At 38.7% G+C, this 16,760-nt stretch carries 16 protein-coding genes; 13 read left to right on the top strand and 3 right to left on the bottom strand.

Annotation, left to right across the window (positions count from 1 at the left end; genetic code table 11):
• Positions 1 to 62: 62 nt before the first annotated feature.
• The 4 genes from KFD70_RS04075 (at position 63) to KFD70_RS04060 (ending at position 5,297) form a co-directional block, all read left to right on the top strand.
• Positions 63 to 1,499 carry a S41 family peptidase gene (locus KFD70_RS04075; RefSeq protein WP_479846052.1) on the top strand — a complete coding sequence of 479 codons (1,437 nt, stop codon included), beginning with the start codon at positions 63 to 65 and terminating at the stop codon, positions 1,497 to 1,499.
• 297 nt (positions 1,500 to 1,796) lie between these two features.
• A complete protein-coding gene (locus tag KFD70_RS04070; protein ID WP_336451660.1) occupies positions 1,797 to 2,999 on the top strand; it encodes a PDZ domain-containing protein in 1,203 nt (400 codons plus the stop codon).
• Positions 3,000 to 3,149: 150 nt separating this feature from the next.
• Positions 3,150 to 4,865, top strand: coding sequence for an ABC transporter ATP-binding protein (locus tag KFD70_RS04065; RefSeq protein WP_336451661.1), 1,716 nt, complete (start codon positions 3,150 to 3,152; stop codon positions 4,863 to 4,865).
• A gap of 120 nt (positions 4,866 to 4,985) precedes the next feature.
• Positions 4,986 to 5,297 (top strand): heavy metal-binding domain-containing protein, encoded by a 312-nt coding sequence (locus KFD70_RS04060; protein ID WP_174101036.1) that lies wholly within the window; start codon positions 4,986 to 4,988, stop codon positions 5,295 to 5,297.
• A 369-nt stretch (positions 5,298 to 5,666) separates the two neighbouring features.
• Here KFD70_RS04060 and KFD70_RS04055 read toward each other — a convergent pair whose 3' ends face one another.
• From KFD70_RS04055 to KFD70_RS04045, 3 genes are read right to left on the bottom strand one after another with little or no spacing between them, the layout of a single operon-like run.
• Positions 5,667 to 6,209, bottom strand: a complete 543-nt coding sequence (locus KFD70_RS04055) for a flavodoxin family protein (protein WP_336451662.1) — start codon at positions 6,207 to 6,209, stop codon at positions 5,667 to 5,669.
• 4 nt (positions 6,210 to 6,213) lie between these two features.
• Entirely contained in the window at positions 6,214 to 6,582 is a 369-nt protein-coding gene (locus KFD70_RS04050) for a MerR family transcriptional regulator (RefSeq protein ID WP_336451663.1), read from the bottom strand.
• Positions 6,583 to 6,633: 51 nt separating this feature from the next.
• Complete coding sequence (locus KFD70_RS04045) at positions 6,634 to 7,527, bottom strand: LysR family transcriptional regulator (RefSeq protein ID WP_336451664.1); 894 nt, start codon at positions 7,525 to 7,527, stop codon at positions 6,634 to 6,636.
• A gap of 233 nt (positions 7,528 to 7,760) precedes the next feature.
• Here KFD70_RS04045 and KFD70_RS04040 point away from each other — a divergent pair, with 233 nt between their 5' ends.
• From KFD70_RS04040 to uvrA, 9 genes are all read left to right on the top strand, one after another.
• Positions 7,761 to 8,783, top strand: a complete 1,023-nt coding sequence (locus tag KFD70_RS04040; RefSeq protein WP_336451665.1) for a YeiH family protein — start codon at positions 7,761 to 7,763, stop codon at positions 8,781 to 8,783.
• Positions 8,784 to 8,902: 119 nt separating this feature from the next.
• Positions 8,903 to 9,100 (top strand): helix-turn-helix transcriptional regulator, encoded by a 198-nt coding sequence (locus KFD70_RS04035; RefSeq protein WP_336451666.1) that lies wholly within the window; start codon positions 8,903 to 8,905, stop codon positions 9,098 to 9,100.
• Positions 9,101 to 9,121: 21 nt separating this feature from the next.
• The gene (locus KFD70_RS04030) at positions 9,122 to 9,337 is read left to right on the top strand and encodes a hypothetical protein (RefSeq protein WP_336451714.1); all 216 of its coding nucleotides are present in this window, start codon (positions 9,122 to 9,124) and stop codon (positions 9,335 to 9,337) included.
• A 41-nt stretch (positions 9,338 to 9,378) separates the two neighbouring features.
• Positions 9,379 to 9,606 (top strand): hypothetical protein, encoded by a 228-nt coding sequence (locus tag KFD70_RS04025; RefSeq protein ID WP_336451667.1) that lies wholly within the window; start codon positions 9,379 to 9,381, stop codon positions 9,604 to 9,606.
• 104 nt (positions 9,607 to 9,710) lie between these two features.
• Positions 9,711 to 10,466 (top strand): MerR family transcriptional regulator, encoded by a 756-nt coding sequence (locus KFD70_RS04020; protein WP_336451715.1) that lies wholly within the window; start codon positions 9,711 to 9,713, stop codon positions 10,464 to 10,466.
• Positions 10,463 to 11,083, top strand: a complete 621-nt coding sequence (locus tag KFD70_RS04015) for a hypothetical protein (RefSeq protein ID WP_336451668.1) — start codon at positions 10,463 to 10,465, stop codon at positions 11,081 to 11,083. Before KFD70_RS04020 ends, KFD70_RS04015 begins: the two co-directional genes overlap by 4 nt.
• A 91-nt stretch (positions 11,084 to 11,174) precedes the next feature.
• A complete protein-coding gene (locus tag KFD70_RS04010; protein WP_336451669.1) occupies positions 11,175 to 11,603 on the top strand; it encodes a DUF4362 domain-containing protein in 429 nt (142 codons plus the stop codon).
• 160 nt (positions 11,604 to 11,763) lie between these two features.
• Positions 11,764 to 13,740, top strand: coding sequence for an excinuclease ABC subunit B (gene uvrB, locus KFD70_RS04005; protein WP_336451670.1), 1,977 nt, complete (start codon positions 11,764 to 11,766; stop codon positions 13,738 to 13,740).
• 5 nt (positions 13,741 to 13,745) lie between these two features.
• Positions 13,746 to 16,616: an excinuclease ABC subunit UvrA gene (gene uvrA / locus KFD70_RS04000; RefSeq protein WP_336451671.1), complete on the top strand. Its 2,871-nt coding sequence runs from the start codon at positions 13,746 to 13,748 to the stop codon at positions 16,614 to 16,616.
• Positions 16,617 to 16,760 lie beyond the last annotated feature (144 nt).

Here is a 16,760-nt window from a genome sequence, read left to right as displayed (position 1 = left end):
TCACACAATGTGTGATGCCTTTTGCTACACCACCTGTGTGTTTTGGAAAGGGGAATTCCGCATTGAAACGTAGAGTTGCGATTATTGGAATGGTTGTTGCATTTTTAATTGGTGCTGGCGGAATGTTTGCAGGCATGTATATGTTTGGAATCAATCCATCGTATATGGCGCAAACAATTTCAAATGATAATACCGGCACGAAGCAAGGGGATTTAGCTAAAATTAATGAAGCGTATGCATTGATTGATTCGCGTTATGTGGAAGACGTGAAGGACGGCAAGCTTGTAGAGGGTGCGATACAAGGAATGTTGTCTACGCTGAAAGACCCTTATTCCACGTATATGGATAAAGAAACAGCGAAACAATTTGAGCAATCACTTGATCCGGAGCTCGAAGGTATTGGTGCTGAGGTGAACAAAACGGACGGGAAACTGATCATTGTCTCTCCAATTAAAGGATCACCGGCAGAAAAAGCAGGCATTAAACCAAATGATCAAATTCTATCAGTAGATGGAAACAGTGTAAAAGATTTATCACGTGAAGAAGCAGTCTTAAAGATTCGTGGTAAGAAAGGAACGACCGTTGCTATTGAAATCAAAAGGCCTGGTGTGACGGATCCACTCGAATTTAAAATTAAACGTGAAAAGATTCCGATTTTTACTGTATTTAGTTCTGTAAAGGAAGAGAAGGGGAAAAATATTGGTTATATTCAAATTACATCTTTCTCTGAAAATACAGCGAAGGAATTTAAAGATCAATTAAAAGAACTTGAAAAGAAAGATATAACAGGCCTTGTCGTTGATGTGCGTGGTAACCCTGGGGGTTACTTAAATAGCGTACAAGATATTTTAGGATTAATCATGACAGACAAAAAGCCAATGATGCAAGTTGAACAACGAAATGGTGAGAAAAAGAAATTTTCAACTACATTAAAAGAGAGAAAACCATATCCAATTTCAGTATTAATTGATAAAGGAAGTGCATCAGCCTCAGAAATTTTAGCGGGTGCATTACAAGAAGGAGAAGGATATGATTTAGTTGGTGAAAAAACATTTGGAAAAGGCACTGTTCAGCAAGCTGTTCCATTTAAAGATGGTAGCAATATTAAGCTGACAATGTTTAAATGGCTTACACCGGATGGCAATTGGATTCATAAAAAAGGAATTGCCCCAACGGTAGAAGTGAAACAACCAGATTATTATCATGCAACGCCAATTCAAATTGAGAAAACACTTTCTTATAATGCGAATGATGTACAGGTGAAGCATGCGCAAGAGATGCTGAAAAGTTTAGGATATGTACCTGGACGAGAAGATGGATACTTTAGTAAAGAAACAGAGTCGGCTTTAAAAGCATTCCAAAATGCAAATGAAATGGAAGCGACAGGAAAGCTTGATAAAAAGACAGCTGAAGCGATTCAAAATAAAATTATCGAAAAAATCCGCTCTGGCGAAAATGACTTGCAACTGCAGGCTGCATTAAAATTAATGGCAAAGTAGGAAGAAATACAGGCATGTTATTGCCTGTATTTTTTTGTATGTGTTTACCGCGCTATTTGCGGACAGTAACATTCCCACCTCAAAATTCAGCAAAAGCATTGTCCAGCTCTAGCGGCTAGAATCTCCGGTCGTTTCGCCCCCTCGGACGAGCAAAAAGTGCCTCTCTGTCGGGGGCGCGGGCGTCCTGCGATTCTGAGCGAGCCGCTTCCGCTTTTCTAAAGGAGTTAGGTGGGAAGGAGAAAACTCCACTGATTAAAGTTTCACTTTATGATAAGATAAAAAGAAAGAATGATATAAATGGTGGTGAAGCAGTTCGTGGAGGCGTGGTCTTTTGAGATAATGCGAGCAGTTGGGCGTTTTTTCTTACACCCTGCTGTCTATGTGTTTTTGATAAGTAGCATCTTTGTTGGATATTTACGTATATTACGAGAACGAAAAGATTTTTCTTTTAAAGTATATGATGTTTGGTTTGAACTACGAACATCCTTATTTGCAGGTGTTGGATATGGATTCATTGTATCCATCATAACAGTTGGAGCCGGGCTGGTTATGTCGCAAGCAAGCATATGGATGATTTTAATTTGGACACTCGTATTTGGACTAGCTGCTGGGTATAGATATTTATCTGCTGCTTATACATTTAGCGTGGCGATTGTAGCAGCTTTATTATCTTCTAAGCTCCCAATCTCTTTCTTACAGTTTGGAGAAGGAGAAGAAAGTACGATTGTATCACTTGCCATTTTACTTGGCTTGATGTTAGTAGTAGAAGGGTTATTAATTTCGAAAAATGCAGTGCGATATTCAACGCCAAAAATGCGAAAAGGAAAGCGCGGTTTAAATATTGGATTACATGAATCAAAGCGTTTATGGCTTGTGCCAATTTTTATTCTTGTGCCGGGAGATGCTGTCGTGCAATTTGTTTCGTGGTGGCCAGTCGTTTCTGTTGGTTCACAAACGTACTCCTTATTCCTTGTTCCGTTTTTAATTGGTTTTATGCGAACAATTAGAAGTGAGGAGCCAACGGAAGCATTGCTGTTTACGGGAAGGCGCATATTTGGACTGGCAACTCTTGTTCTTATTTTAGGTGTAGTTAGTTATTGGTGGCCTGTTTTAGCGATTATTGCAATGGGAGTTGCAATGCTTGGTCGCTTTACTATTTCAATGCGAGAGCGAATTGCTGATGAAACGCGTCCAGCGTACTTTGCAGCGCGCGATGATGGATTGGTTGTATTAGGAACAATTCCGAATACAGTCGGTGCAGAAATGGATCTGAAGCCTGGAGAGGTTATTACGAAAGTAAACGGTGTGATTCCTAAAAGTACAGAAGAGTTTTATGATGCGCTTCAGTCTAAGACAACAGGGGCGTTTTGTAAGTTAGAAGTACTAGATACAAACGGTGAGCTTCGCCTTGCTCAAACTGCATTATATGCAGGTGGACATCATGAATTAGGTATTGTATTTGTAGAGCAAGATCATAAGTGGGATACAGAAGCAGTGTAAATGAAAAGACCTTCATCGATGAAGGTCTTTTCATTTAGAATAAGAGATTTGTAAACAGATAGCTTGAATAATTACTTGATAATGGTTATCATTTAGGGAGGGCTTTGTTATGATGCAAAGTCTTTTTATTTTGAATGAGGGAGGAACTGTATGCTACGTCGATTTTTTTCTTACTATAAGCCATACAAAGGCTTATTCGTACTCGATTTTTCCTGTGCTGTCATCGCGGGCCTGCTGGAACTTGGGTTTCCGCTTATTGTGAATCAGTTCATTGATAAATTATTGCCAGGACAAGATTGGACACTTATTTTATGGGCTTGCATAGGGCTATTCGCAATATATATGTTAAACGCAGGACTACAATATGTTGTTACATATTGGGGACATATGCTTGGCGTTAATATTGAAACAGATATGCGTCAAAAATTATTTGATCATATTCAAAAGCTATCATTCCGATTTTTTGATAATAACAAGACAGGTCATTTAATTTCACGTCTTACAAATGATTTAATGGAAATTGGTGAAATTGCCCATCATGGACCAGAGGATTTATTTATTGCGATTATGACTTTAGTTGGGGCCTTTTCATTTATGATGATCATTAACTGGAAGTTAGCTCTTCTTACGTTTTTGGTTATTCCATTCTTACTATGGTTAGCACTTTATTTCAACCGCAAGATGACAGGGACGTTTAGACGATTATTCTCAGATGTTGCTGACTTTAATGCGTGTATCGAAAATAATGTTGGTGGAATTCGTGTTGTCCAAGCATTTGGAAACGAAAAGTTTGAGAAGGAGCAGTTTGCGGTAAACAATGCTCGTTTTCGTACAACAAAGCTGATGGCATATAAAATCATGGCTTTAAATTCATCGATTAGTTATATGTTGATGCGTCTTGTGACATTGTTTGTTTTAATTTGTGGGACTTGGTTTGTTCTGCAAGGAGAATTAACATACGGAGGATTTATTGGGTTTGTATTACTAACGAATATTTTCTTCCGTCCAATTGAAAAGATTAATGCGGTGATTGAAAGCTATCCAAAAGGAATTGCAGGTTTTAAAAGATATGTAGAACTTCTTGAAACAGAACCTGACATTGTAGATTCTAAGGATGCGATAGAAGTAAGACAAGTACATGGTGATATTGAATATAAGAACATCACTTTCGGATATGACAAACAAGAGCCGATCTTAAAAAATATTGACTTGAAAATTAATGCAGGAGAGACGGTTGCTTTTGTTGGCCCATCCGGTGCTGGAAAGACAACTTTGTGCAGTTTATTGCCACGCTTCTATGAGCTGGCAGGTGGTTCTATCACAATTGACGGTATTGATACAAAAGACATGACGTTATCGTCACTCCGTAAGCAAATTGGAATTGTGCAGCAGGATGTGTTCTTATTCTCTGGAACGATTCGAGAGAACATTGCTTATGGAAACTTACAAGCTTCAGAAGCTGAGATTTGGAAAGCGGTCAAGCGTGCACAATTAGAGGATTTAATTTACTCGCAGCAAGATGGATTAGATACTGTCATTGGTGAGCGGGGTGTGAAACTTTCAGGAGGACAAAAACAACGTTTAGCAATTGCTCGTATGTTCCTGAAAAATCCACCAATATTAATCTTAGATGAAGCAACTTCTGCGCTCGATACAGAAACGGAACTTGCGATTCAGAAATCACTTGCTGAATTATCAGTTGGCCGCACGACATTAGTAATCGCTCATAGACTTGCAACAATTAAAAATGCAGATCGTATCGTCGTTGTAAACAAAGATGGTATCGCTGAGCAAGGTTCACATGAACAACTAATCGAACAAGGCGGAGGATATAGCAGATTATACGAAGCACAGTTTAATTCTTAAGAAGTGGAACATTGCGTTCATTGTCACAAATAAACGGACTTTGTATATGTAATTTAAATGAAATTAGCGTACCATATAAGTAGGTAACAAAAAGATACATATATAGGAGGCTGTAAAAAAATGATTGTAACAACAACTTCTACTATTCAGGGGAAAGAAATTATCGAGTATATTGATATTGTAAACGGCGAGGCAATTATGGGGGCAAATATCGTTCGCGATTTATTCGCTTCTGTTCGTGACGTTGTTGGTGGCCGTTCCGGTGCATATGAAAGTAAATTAAAAGAAGCACGTGATATTGCGATGGAAGAGATGAAATCTCTTGCGAAGCAAAAAGGTGCAAATGCGATTGTTGGCATTGATGTAGACTATGAAGTAGTTCGCGAAGGAATGTTAATGGTTGCGGTTAGTGGAACTGCTGTCCGTGTATAATGTAAAGCCGTGCTTGGTGCACGGCTTTTTTTGTATGGTTGTGTGTGTCGAAAGTTGTAGACCCGCCGATATTCTGCGTCGAAACGTTGATATATTCGAAAAATCGCTGATATATTTGAAGTTACGTTCGATATATTTCGAGAATCGCCGATATCTTGTGTTAAATCGCCGATATTTCTTGGGAAATGGCGAGAGCCTCGTCGATATATAGGGAAGACATTATAGTACTTCCTTGCAACTCCGAATTTTCTTCAATAACCTTTCATATTCTTACTCAAGAAGTGCAACGTCATTGTAGCGATTTGGCATGGAACTGCGTCCGATAAATTCCGTTAGTTTTGTTTGTAATCGCAATATTTGTCAAACCAATTATTGGTCGTTATTTTTAAAGTGTTCGTTATATAGTTTTACTTTTGCTAATGCTTCTTTATCCTTTGAAATTTCACGGGGCGCGTTGGCATCACCGATAATATAGCCTTCAAACGAAGAGCCGACAAAATCAAATATATACTGAAACTGTGCGATAAGCGGCAATGCTTTTAACTTTGGATTATCTCCTCCAACAATGACCACGTACATCTTTTTGTCTTTCATCTCTTCTTTAAAATGAAGGGATGTGTCACGTAAGCTTTGTGACCAACGATCAACGAAGTTTTTCATATACCCGCTCATGCCATACCAATATAGAGGTGTAGCGAAGATAATCGTGTCATGCTCTAGCATTTTTTCAATTAGGTGTTGATAATCATCATTTACAGGTTGAAATCCGTCAGCGTCATGACGTTGGTCTGTAATAGGGTGGACAGTATAATCTCGTAAGTAGACTTGCTCAGTATTGATGCCGTTAATCATCATATGTGTGAAGGCTTCTGTATTTCCATTTGGACGAGAACTTCCATGTATAACGAACATATAATCATCCCTTTTCTTTCGCTTGTTTTAGGAGTGAAACATGCTTTTGTAAATTCGTTTGGATAGTAGAGAGTAGCGAAATTTGCTTTGTTACTTCGGCTAGTTTTTCTTCATAAAGTGTAAGGATGCTACTGCATGGATTTTCGTATAAATGTGGTTCAATTTCTAAACAACGCAGCATTCGTGCAGTTTCTTCTAAGTTTAAGCCGAGTTGTAAGTACATTTGAATGAGTTTGACTTTTTCGATAGCTGTTTCGTTAAAATCACGATAACCATTTGCAAGGCGTTTAGAAGGTAATAAACCTTTTTCTTCATAATGTCTCAGTGAGCGTTCGCTTGCGCCAGTTCGCCTTGATAGTTCTCCAATTCGCACTCTGCTTCACCCCTTTCATATGTATTGTAAACCTTCACACTAATGTGAAGGTCAACTTTGTTTTTGTGCAAATAATTGAACATGATCTAAAAACACTTGAATGGCTTTAGAGTGGATAAAGTATTTACCGCGTACGATAGAGAAAGGACGGATGAGTTTTTCAGTTGGAACTTCGACATGGAATAGTTCGCCTGTTTGTAGTTCTTTCCTTACAGTCCAGTCAGAAAGGATGGCGATGCCAAGCCCGGCAGCAACAGCCTCTTTCACACTTTGAATGCTGCTAAAGGTAAAGAAGCGCTTCATTTTTAAATGATGATGATGGATAAAGCGATCGCTATAGGCACGTGTGCCAGAGCCAACTTCTCTCAGAACCCATACTTGATCTTGAAGGGAATCTTCGTTGATTGTATGTATGCTCAGAAGGTGGTGATTTGGTGGAACAACAAGTTTCATTTCATCTTCCATAAAGGTCTCTACATCTATATCAGTGTATATGACTTGACCTTCTACTAAGCCGATATCGATTTGGCCCGAACGAAGGCTTTGGAGAACTTCTTCTGTATTGGAGATGAGCGTATGTACTTCTACGAGTGGATTTTCATTGGCATAGCGCGCCAATATTTTCGGAAGTAAGTATTCACCAATCGTAAAGCTTGCGCCGATGCGAAGCGTTCCTGTAACAACATTATGTAGTTCGTTAATTTCTTGTTTTGCTTCTTCATAAAGAGATAGCATTTGCTTTGCATGGATATATAAAATGTTACCGGCCTCTGTCACTTGGACATGCTTTGGGGACCTCTGAATAAGAGTATTACCAAATTCGTTTTCTAAATTACGAATATGCATGCTGACGCCGGGCTGCGAAAGATTGAGTAGTTCTGCCGCGCGAGAGAAATGCTTTTGTTCTACGACAGTCACAAATATTTTTAAGATATCGACGTTCATTGTGTCCTCTCCTTTTTTTGTTTTTGGATAGCGGCAGAATGGCAAAGAGCGCCTTGTGTGCGGAAAACCTTAGCTGGTTAGAGCTGGGCGAGCCGCTTCCGCTTTTCTAGTTTATCATAAGTTTTTCTGATGATTGAGATTGAATATTGGTATTAAACTTATCATTGAAACCCTTCTATAATGTAAATATAAAGAACATGCATGTTCCAATATGATTATTGGAGTGGTACGAAGTGGAACAAACACTTGTTATACAAAAGAAGAAGCGTCTCGGTTTTTCGCAAGGGATTGGAATTACGTTATTAATTGCCATTGCTGCGAAATATTTAGCGACGCTTCCGTTTTTAAATATTATGGGGCAATTAGTGATCGCTATTCTAATTGGGATGATTTGGAGAGCGATAATTAGTTTACCTTATGAAGCAACCCTAGGAACAAATTTCGCCAGTAAGAAGTTACTTCGCTTCGGAATTATTTTACTTGGAATGCGTTTGAATCTAGTTGATATTGCAAAGGCTGGGCCAAAAGTGTTAGTTATTGCAGCGATCGTTATTGTATTTACACTTGTTGTTGTATACGCACTAACACGTTTTTTTAAAGTAGATAAGACGCTTGGGATTTTAACGGCGTGCGGTACAGCGATTTGCGGCGCGGCTGCAGTCGTGGCAATTGCGCCGCAGGTGAAAGCAAAGGATGATGAAACGGCAGTTGGAGCAGCGATTATTGCTATTTTAGGTACGATTTTTACTCTCATTTATACGCTATTATATCCGATTCTCGGTTTATCTCCTTACGGTTACGGTGTATTTTCTGGAGCAACGCTGCATGAGATCGCCCACGTCATCGCTGCGGCCGCACCAGGTGGGAGCGCATCTGTTGATATTGCGGTTATTGTAAAATTAACGCGCGTTGCGATGCTTGTACCGGTAGCGATTTTAATTGGTTTATGGTTTAAGCGTAGTGAAGGGAATGGGCAAAAAGGCTCTTGGCGTGATATTCCAATTCCATGGTTTATTTTAGGATTCTTGGCAATGAGTGCATTTCATTCATTAGGTATTATCCCTGAGGCAATTGCAGGATATATTGTAAGTATTGCTTATATGCTCATTGCGATGGCAATGGCTGGTCTTGGTTTAAATGTAGAGTTTACGACGTTCCGTAAATTGGGAAGTAGAGCGTTTGTAGCAGGATTAGTAGGGTCTGTTTGCCTTTCTATTCTTGGGTATATTCTTGTATATGCGTTAGGGTTTATGTAAGGGAGAAGAAGGAGACATAGTTGATATGTCTCTTTTTATTTTGTAAAGATATCTTTACTCATTTCTGGAAAATATTTATAATTAAAGTAAAGATATCTTTACTTTTAAAGGTGGAGCCTATGGGTGTAAAAAATAGAATTAAAGAACTAAGAAAGCAAAATTACATAACGCAAATTGAAATGGCGCAAGCGATGCAAGTGACGAGGCAAACGATTGTGGCAATTGAAAATCATCGTTATAACCCGAGTTTGGAATTGTCTCTGAAGATTGCGAAGTATTTTGAGATGAGGGTAGAGGAGATATTTACATTGGAATAAAGGAGTGAAAAGAGAATGAGAATGCAAGATGAGTATGAAAGACATCAATCGAATAAAGCTTTTAAATATTTAGGATTGTTTTATGCAATCAGTTTAGCGGTATGGGGTATGTATAATTTGATTGTTTACGGGAGTGCGGGGACGCCATTTATTCTTTTTGTGATTGGACAGTTTATATACTTTTTTGTGAACTATTGGCCGAAGTGGCAGTTTAGAAAAGTAGAAGAGAGTGAGTAGCGAGGTAAGTTTTACAAATAGATAAATAAAGGGGAAAAAGAATGGGATTAGCGGTTTTATGTGTGGTAGCGGCGTTATTTGCATTTATATGGGGTATGCAAAATTTTGTTCACAATCCAGTGCCGAGTATGCTTGTTGTGATTGGAGTTGTTGGATTATCGTATTATTTACTAGTATCAGCGCACTATCATAAAACAGCAACAAGCGTTTTAGTTGGTGTGATTGTTTTGACATGTGGACGTACAATTCAAAAAATATTATTCCCGTAAAAGCTGGTTCATTCATGTAATCAGCTTTTTTGCATTTTTTTACAAAAACACTTGAAAGTTACGTTACGTCATCTTTTACAATGAAAGAGGAAAGGGTGATGGGAATGATTTCGATTCAAGAACTTACAAAGGAAACAGGAGTTACAGTAAGAACGCTCCGTTATTATGATCAAATTGATTTGCTGAAACCGAGTGGGAAAACAGAAGGTGGACACCGTCTATATAGTGAAACTGATGTCATTCGGTTGCAACAAATTTTGTTTTTAAAAGAAATGGGCTTCTCGCTAAAAGAGATTATGAATATGCTAATGACAGATGAATTAAGTTTGAAAGAATCGTTGGCAAAACAGCTTAAATTTGTACAAGAAGAGCAGAAAAAATTTAATCGGATGGAAAAGATTTTGCAGGCTGTCGTGTATTCAGCAGAACTTGAAGGAGAGCTGGATTGGAAAATCATGTTTGAACTGATTCAACTTTCAAAACAGTCTCCTCGTATACGCGAAATGTTTCAAAAAAAGATATTTTCAGAGGAAGAACAAAAATTGCTGGGCAATTTGCCAAATATGAGTGAGGAAGATGAAAATGTTCGAGAATGGGTGGATGTATTCAAGGAATTACGCATCTTTATGAAAGAAGGAAAAGCTGCATCTCATGATGAAGTACAAGAGGCTACAAAAAGGTTAATGGAGAAGTGTATGGAGATGGCAAATGGCGATGAAGCATTTCTAGATAAATTGTGGGAAGTAAGAAAGTCAAAAGAAGATTCACAGAAGATGAATATGTATCCAATTGAAGAAGAGCTTCTAACGTATATGGATGAGGCTTTTCGTATATATGATGAGAGGGAGCGGGCGAAATGAGTTTACTTGCAGAATATCGTTGGTATTTCTTAATTGGAGCGGAAGTTGTATTTTGGGTATCAGCTATTGGATTTTTTTTACTACGTTATGGGTTTCGATTACGGAAAGCAAGTTTTATCATGGGAATTGTATTGCTGATTAATGAAGTATTTATTTTGACTTTAGGAGTTATTGACTATTATCACACAGGGAAGTTTTCTAATTTTCAAATTATAACCTTAGTGATATTACTTTACGCACTCTTTTATGGAAAAAAAGATTTGAAAAAATTAGATATACGCGTGCAGAAGCTTGTTGCTAAATGGCGAAATGAACCGATGCCTATTATTGAGGAGCCATTAGAAGTTACGGGCCGGGCTCATACGAAGCAGGAGCTTTGGGAGTGGATTTTACATCTTGTTTTGTTTACTGCCGTTCATATTGTATTTTTCTTTATGTATGGACTTGTTCCGGTTGAACAGTGGGGCGATTGGCTTGAAAAAGGTATTGTTTTAAATAAGGCGGCAAGTCGTATAAGTCAGATATGGGGCATTGTCCTTCTTATTGATACGATTATTACATTTTCCTATGTGTTTTTTCCGAAGAAGGAGAAAGGGAAAGAGAAGTCACTTTTATAAAATAAGAGTGACTTTTTTATTTGATAAAAGGTTGTGCTAGTAGTTATAAAGAATCTTTTACAGTGTATATAAATAACTTGAATAGGGGAGGGTGACGATCAGGAAAAGAACGAGTTTGATATATCTTTTTATAGTAAGTTTAGTAGCATGTTCACAGTCTAACAGTAAGATCGATGAGAAAAATGATGTGATTGCAAAAGGGCATGAAATTTCTAATTTACATAAGTTCGAGAAGTTCGTTACAAATGTTGAAAAAGGGGACAGAGATAAAATAAGGATTGTGAATTATACAGATGAAGGAGACCCAATCTTCCAAACGTTAGAATACGATGGAAAAGCAATTAGCTATTCTTTAGATAGTTCCTATGATAAATTTGCAGGTAAAGATGAGAGAATTTACTCTGATACTTGTAAAAAGGTAATAAAAGATATTCGTGAAGATATAAGGTATACGCTACATGATTGTAAGAAAGAGATTGATCATAATGGGTATCACTTGTTCAGTTTGCCAATAAAATAAATGAAATTAAAAAGGAAGGAACTTATATGAAGAGGGCTCCTTCCTTTTTCTATGTATATATTGTCGAAAACTTTACCGAATATCTGTTCGTTTTCTTGGTTTTTTTATGGGCATTCGTGGTAAAATGGGAATACAGATTTTTTACGAGGAGGTCGGTTTTTTGGAACATCAATTTGAAATTGTCTCTGAATACTCCCCGCAAGGTGATCAGCCAAGAGCGATAGAGCAGCTTGTAGCAGGGATTAAAAATGGTAAGAAACATCAAGTGTTGCTTGGAGCGACAGGAACGGGTAAGACATTTACGATTTCGAATGTGATTAAAGAAGTGAAGAAGCCAACACTTGTAATGGCTCATAATAAAACGTTAGCGGGACAGTTGTATAGTGAGCTCAAGGATTTCTTTCCGAATAACGCGGTTGAGTATTTTGTGAGTTACTACGATTATTATCAACCGGAAGCGTATGTACCACAAACCGATACGTTTATTGAGAAAGATGCACAAATTAATGATGAGATTGATAAATTGCGCCACTCCGCAACATCAGCTTTATTTGAACGTGATGATGTCATTATTGTGGCAAGTGTTTCTTGTATTTATGGTTTAGGTTCACCAGAAGAATATCGTGAACTTGTTGTTTCTTTGCGCGTTGGTATGGAGAAGGATCGTAATCAGTTGCTTCGTGAACTTGTTGATGTACAGTACGGCCGTAATGATATTGATTTCCAGCGTGGAACATTTCGTGTACGTGGGGATGTAGTTGAGATTTTCCCAGCATCACTTGATGAACATTGCATTCGAATTGAGTTTTTTGGAGATGAGATTGATCGAATTCGTGAAGTGAATGCCTTAACAGGTGAAGTATTAGCAGAACGTGAACATGTAGCAATCTTCCCGGCATCTCACTTCGTTACACGTGAAGAAAAAATGAAAGTTGCCATTGAAAATATCGAAAAAGAATTAGAAGAACGTTTAAAAGAATTAAATGATAACGGTAAATTACTAGAAGCGCAGCGGATAGAGCAGCGAACTCGTTACGATTTAGAAATGATGCGTGAGATGGGATTTTGTTCGGGGATTGAGAACTACTCCCGTCATTTGACGCTCCGTCCAGCGGGTTCAACGCCTTACACATTAATAGATTACTTCCCTGATGATTTCTTAATTGTTATGGATGAGTCACATGTAACGGTGCCGCAAGTAAGAGCGATGTATAACGGGGATCAGGCACGTAAACAAGTGCTTGTTGACCATGGGTTCCGTCTGCCGTCAGCTATGGATAATAGACCGCTTATGTTTGAAGAGTTTGAAGAGAAAACGAATCAAGTTGTGTACGTATCAGCCACACCGGGTCCATATGAACTAGAGCATACACCGGAAGTTGTGGAGCAAATTATCCGTCCGACGGGGCTTTTAGATCCGCAAATTGATGTAAGGCCAATTGAAGGACAAATTGATGATTTACTAGGAGAAATACAAGACCGAATTGCGAAAAATGAGCGTGTATTAATTACAACATTAACAAAGAAAATGTCAGAGGATTTAACAGATTACTTAAAAGATGTTGGGATTAAAGTGAACTATCTCCATTCTGAAATTAAAACGCTAGAGCGGATTGAGATTATTCGTGATCTTCGCCTTGGTAAGTTCGATGTGCTTGTCGGTATTAACTTATTACGAGAAGGACTCGATATTCCGGAAGTGTCACTCGTAGCGATTTTAGACGCGGATAAAGAAGGTTTCTTACGTTCAGAGCGATCTTTAATTCAAACGATTGGTCGTGCAGCGCGTAATGAAAATGGTCATGTAATCATGTACGCAGATCGGATCACGAAATCGATGAATATTGCAATTGAAGAGACAAAGCGCCGTCGTCAAAAGCAAGAAGCTTACAATGAGAAGCATGGTATTACGCCGAAAACAATTCAGAAAGAAGTGCGTGATGTAATTCGTGCAACAACAGCGGCAGAAGAAACAGAAGTATACGAAACAACGCCGGCTAAGAAAATGACGAAGAAAGAACGTGAAAAAACAATCGCGAAGATGGAAGCAGAAATGAAGGAAGCGGCAAAAGCACTAGACTTTGAGCGTGCAGCTGAGCTGAGAGATTTACTGCTAGAATTAAAAGCGGAAGGGTGAAAATAGTGAGCAAAGATTTTATCGTTGTAAAAGGTGCGAGAGCGCATAACTTAAAAAATATTGATGTAACCATTCCGAGAAATCAGCTCGTTGTTGTGACAGGTTTGTCTGGTTCAGGAAAATCATCATTAGCATTCGATACAATTTATGCGGAAGGGCAGCGCAGGTACGTGGAGTCTTTATCCGCGTATGCACGCCAGTTTTTAGGGCAAATGGATAAACCGGATGTGGATACAATTGAAGGTTTATCTCCTGCCATTTCAATCGATCAAAAAACGACGAGTCGTAACCCGCGTTCAACGGTCGGAACCGTGACGGAGATTTATGACTATTTACGTCTATTATTTGCACGTATTGGGACGCCAATCTGTCCGAATCATGGGATTGAAATTACATCACAAACGGTAGAACAGATGGTAGACCGTGTTTTGGAATACCCAGAGCGTACAAAATTACAAGTGTTAGCGCCGATTGTTTCAGGACGTAAAGGTGCACACGTGAAAGTATTAGAAGATATAAAGAAACAGGGGTATGTCCGTGTTCGTGTTGATGGAGAAATGCTTGATGTTTCTGAAGAGATTACGTTAGATAAGAATAAAAAGCATTCCATTGAAGTCGTAATTGACCGTATCGTTGTGAAAGACGGGATTGCGAGCCGTCTTGCCGACTCCCTTGAAAGTGCACTCAAACTTGGCGGTGGCCGTGTATTAATTGATGTGATTGGAGAAGAGGAACTGTTATTTAGTGAGCATCACGCTTGTCCGCATTGCGGTTTCTCAATCGGAGAGTTAGAGCCTCGTATGTTCTCTTTCAATAGTCCATTTGGAGCTTGTCCGTCTTGTGATGGGCTCGGTTCGAAATTAGAAGTAGATTTAGAACTTGTGATTCCAAACTGGGAGTTATCGTTAAATGGTCATGCGATTGCTCCTTGGGAACCGACTAGTTCGCAATATTATCCGCAATTATTGCAATCGGTGTGTAATCATTACGGCATTGATATGGATATGCCTGTAAAGGATATACCGAAAGATTTATTTGATAAAGTGTTGTATGGAAGTGGAGAAGAGAAGGTTTATTTCCGTTATGTGAATGACTTTGGTCAAGTGAAAGAGAGTGAGATTTTATTTGAAGGAGTTATTCCAAATATTGAACGTCGCTACCGTGAAACGAGCTCCGATTATATTCGTGAGCAAATGGAAAAGTATATGGCAGAACAAGCATGTCCGAAATGTAAGGGCGGTCGCTTAAAGCCAGAAAGCTTAGCTGTTTTTGTTGGCGGGAAAACAATTTCTGATGTAACAAAGTACTCTGTGCAAGAAGTGTATGATTTCTTCGATGTCATTGAACTAACAGAAAAACAGGAAAAGATTGCACGTTTAATTTTACGTGAAATTAAAGAGCGGGTAAGTTTCTTAATTAACGTAGGACTTGATTATTTAACATTAAGCCGTGCGGCGGGAACATTATCAGGCGGTGAAGCACAGCGTATTCGTCTGGCAACACAAATTGGTTCTCGTTTAACGGGTGTATTATATATTCTTGACGAACCTTCTATCGGCTTACATCAACGTGATAATGACCGTCTAATCCGTACATTGCAGGAAATGCGCGATTTAGGAAATACACTAATCGTTGTTGAGCATGATGAAGATACAATGATGGCTGCCGATTACTTACTTGATATCGGTCCTGGTGCAGGGATTCATGGTGGGCAAGTTGTATCAGCTGGATCACCAGATGAAGTGATGAATGATGATGATTCATTAACAGGACAATATTTAAGTGGTAAGAAGTTTATTCCGGTTCCACTTGAAAGACGGAAAGGGGACGGACGAAAAGTTGAGATTATTGGTGCAAAAGAAAATAACTTAAAAAATGCGAAGATGTCATTCCCCCTTGGTACATTTGTAGCAGTAACAGGTGTATCCGGTTCTGGAAAAAGTACAATGGTCAATGAAGTTTTATATAAATCGTTAGCGCAAAAATTATATAAAGCGAAAAGTAAGCCAGGCGCACATAAGGACATTAAAGGCCTTGAACATTTAGATAAAGTTATTGATATTGATCAATCACCAATTGGACGAACACCACGTTCAAACCCTGCAACATATACAGGTGTGTTTGATGATATTCGCGATGTGTTTGCACAAACGAATGAAGCGAAGGTACGTGGATATCAAAAAGGACGCTTTAGCTTTAACGTAAAAGGTGGCCGCTGTGAAGCTTGTCGTGGTGATGGCATTATAAAAATTGAAATGCACTTTTTACCAGATGTATATGTTCCATGTGAAGTATGTCATGGAAAACGTTATAATCGTGAAACGCTAGAAGTGAAATATAAAGATAAGAACATTTCTGAAGTACTAGGAATGACGATTGAAGATGGGGTAGAATTCTTTGCGAATATCCCGAAAATTAAACGGAAGTTACAGACGCTTGTAGATGTAGGACTAGGCTATATGAAATTAGGCCAGCCAGCTACGACATTATCGGGTGGTGAAGCGCAGCGTGTGAAACTTGCCTCTGAATTACATCGCCGTTCTACAGGACGTACGTTATATATTTTAGATGAGCCGACAACAGGTTTACATGCACATGATATTGCACGACTTCTAGAAGTACTGCAGCGTCTTGTTGAAAGTGGGGAAACTGTGCTTGTCATTGAGCATAATTTAGATGTGATTAAAACGGCTGATTATATTGTTGACCTTGGTCCAGAAGGTGGAGACAAGGGCGGACAAATCGTTGCTTCAGGGACTCCGGAGCAAGTTGTAAAAGAAGAGCGTTCGTATACAGGGAAGTATTTAAAAGGCATTTTAGAGCGTGATACAGCTCGTATGAAAGAGAAAATGAAAGAAGTTGAAGTAGGGAGCTAAGCCGATTTGGCTGGCTCCTTGTTTTAGTTTTGGGAAAGAACCAGTTTTAGCTTGATAGGTATACAAGTATGAAGAATGGAATAAGCTTTTATATGATTTTATTTTGTTTTTGCGCAATATAAGTGGTGGTTATGCATGGGTGGA

The organism is Bacillus pfraonensis (assembly GCF_050768835.1).
GTDB lineage: Bacteria > Bacillota > Bacilli > Bacillales > Bacillaceae_G > Bacillus_A > Bacillus_A pfraonensis.
This window is presented reverse-complemented; position numbering and strand designations above follow the sequence as displayed.

Bases quoted from the DNA above. Each gene is read 5' to 3' on its own strand.
- KFD70_RS04045 (WP_336451664.1), bottom strand. From the start codon at position 7,527: ATGAACGTCGATATCTTAAAAATATTTGTGACTGTCGTAGAACAAAAG.
- KFD70_RS04015 (WP_336451668.1), top strand. From the start codon at position 10,463: ATGAGTTTACTTGCAGAATATCGTTGGTATTTCTTAATTGGAGCGGAA.
- KFD70_RS04055 (WP_336451662.1), bottom strand. From the start codon at position 6,209: ATGTTCGTTATACATGGAAGTTCTCGTCCAAATGGAAATACAGAAGCC.
- KFD70_RS04020 (WP_336451715.1), top strand. From the start codon at position 9,711: ATGATTTCGATTCAAGAACTTACAAAGGAAACAGGAGTTACAGTAAGA.
- KFD70_RS04070 (WP_336451660.1), top strand. From the start codon at position 1,797: ATGGTGGTGAAGCAGTTCGTGGAGGCGTGGTCTTTTGAGATAATGCGA.
- KFD70_RS04035 (WP_336451666.1), top strand. From the start codon at position 8,903: ATGGGTGTAAAAAATAGAATTAAAGAACTAAGAAAGCAAAATTACATA.
- KFD70_RS04030 (WP_336451714.1), top strand. From the start codon at position 9,122: ATGCAAGATGAGTATGAAAGACATCAATCGAATAAAGCTTTTAAATAT.
- KFD70_RS04065 (WP_336451661.1), top strand. From the start codon at position 3,150: ATGCTACGTCGATTTTTTTCTTACTATAAGCCATACAAAGGCTTATTC.
- KFD70_RS04025 (WP_336451667.1), top strand. From the start codon at position 9,379: ATGGGATTAGCGGTTTTATGTGTGGTAGCGGCGTTATTTGCATTTATA.
- KFD70_RS04060 (WP_174101036.1), top strand. From the start codon at position 4,986: ATGATTGTAACAACAACTTCTACTATTCAGGGGAAAGAAATTATCGAG.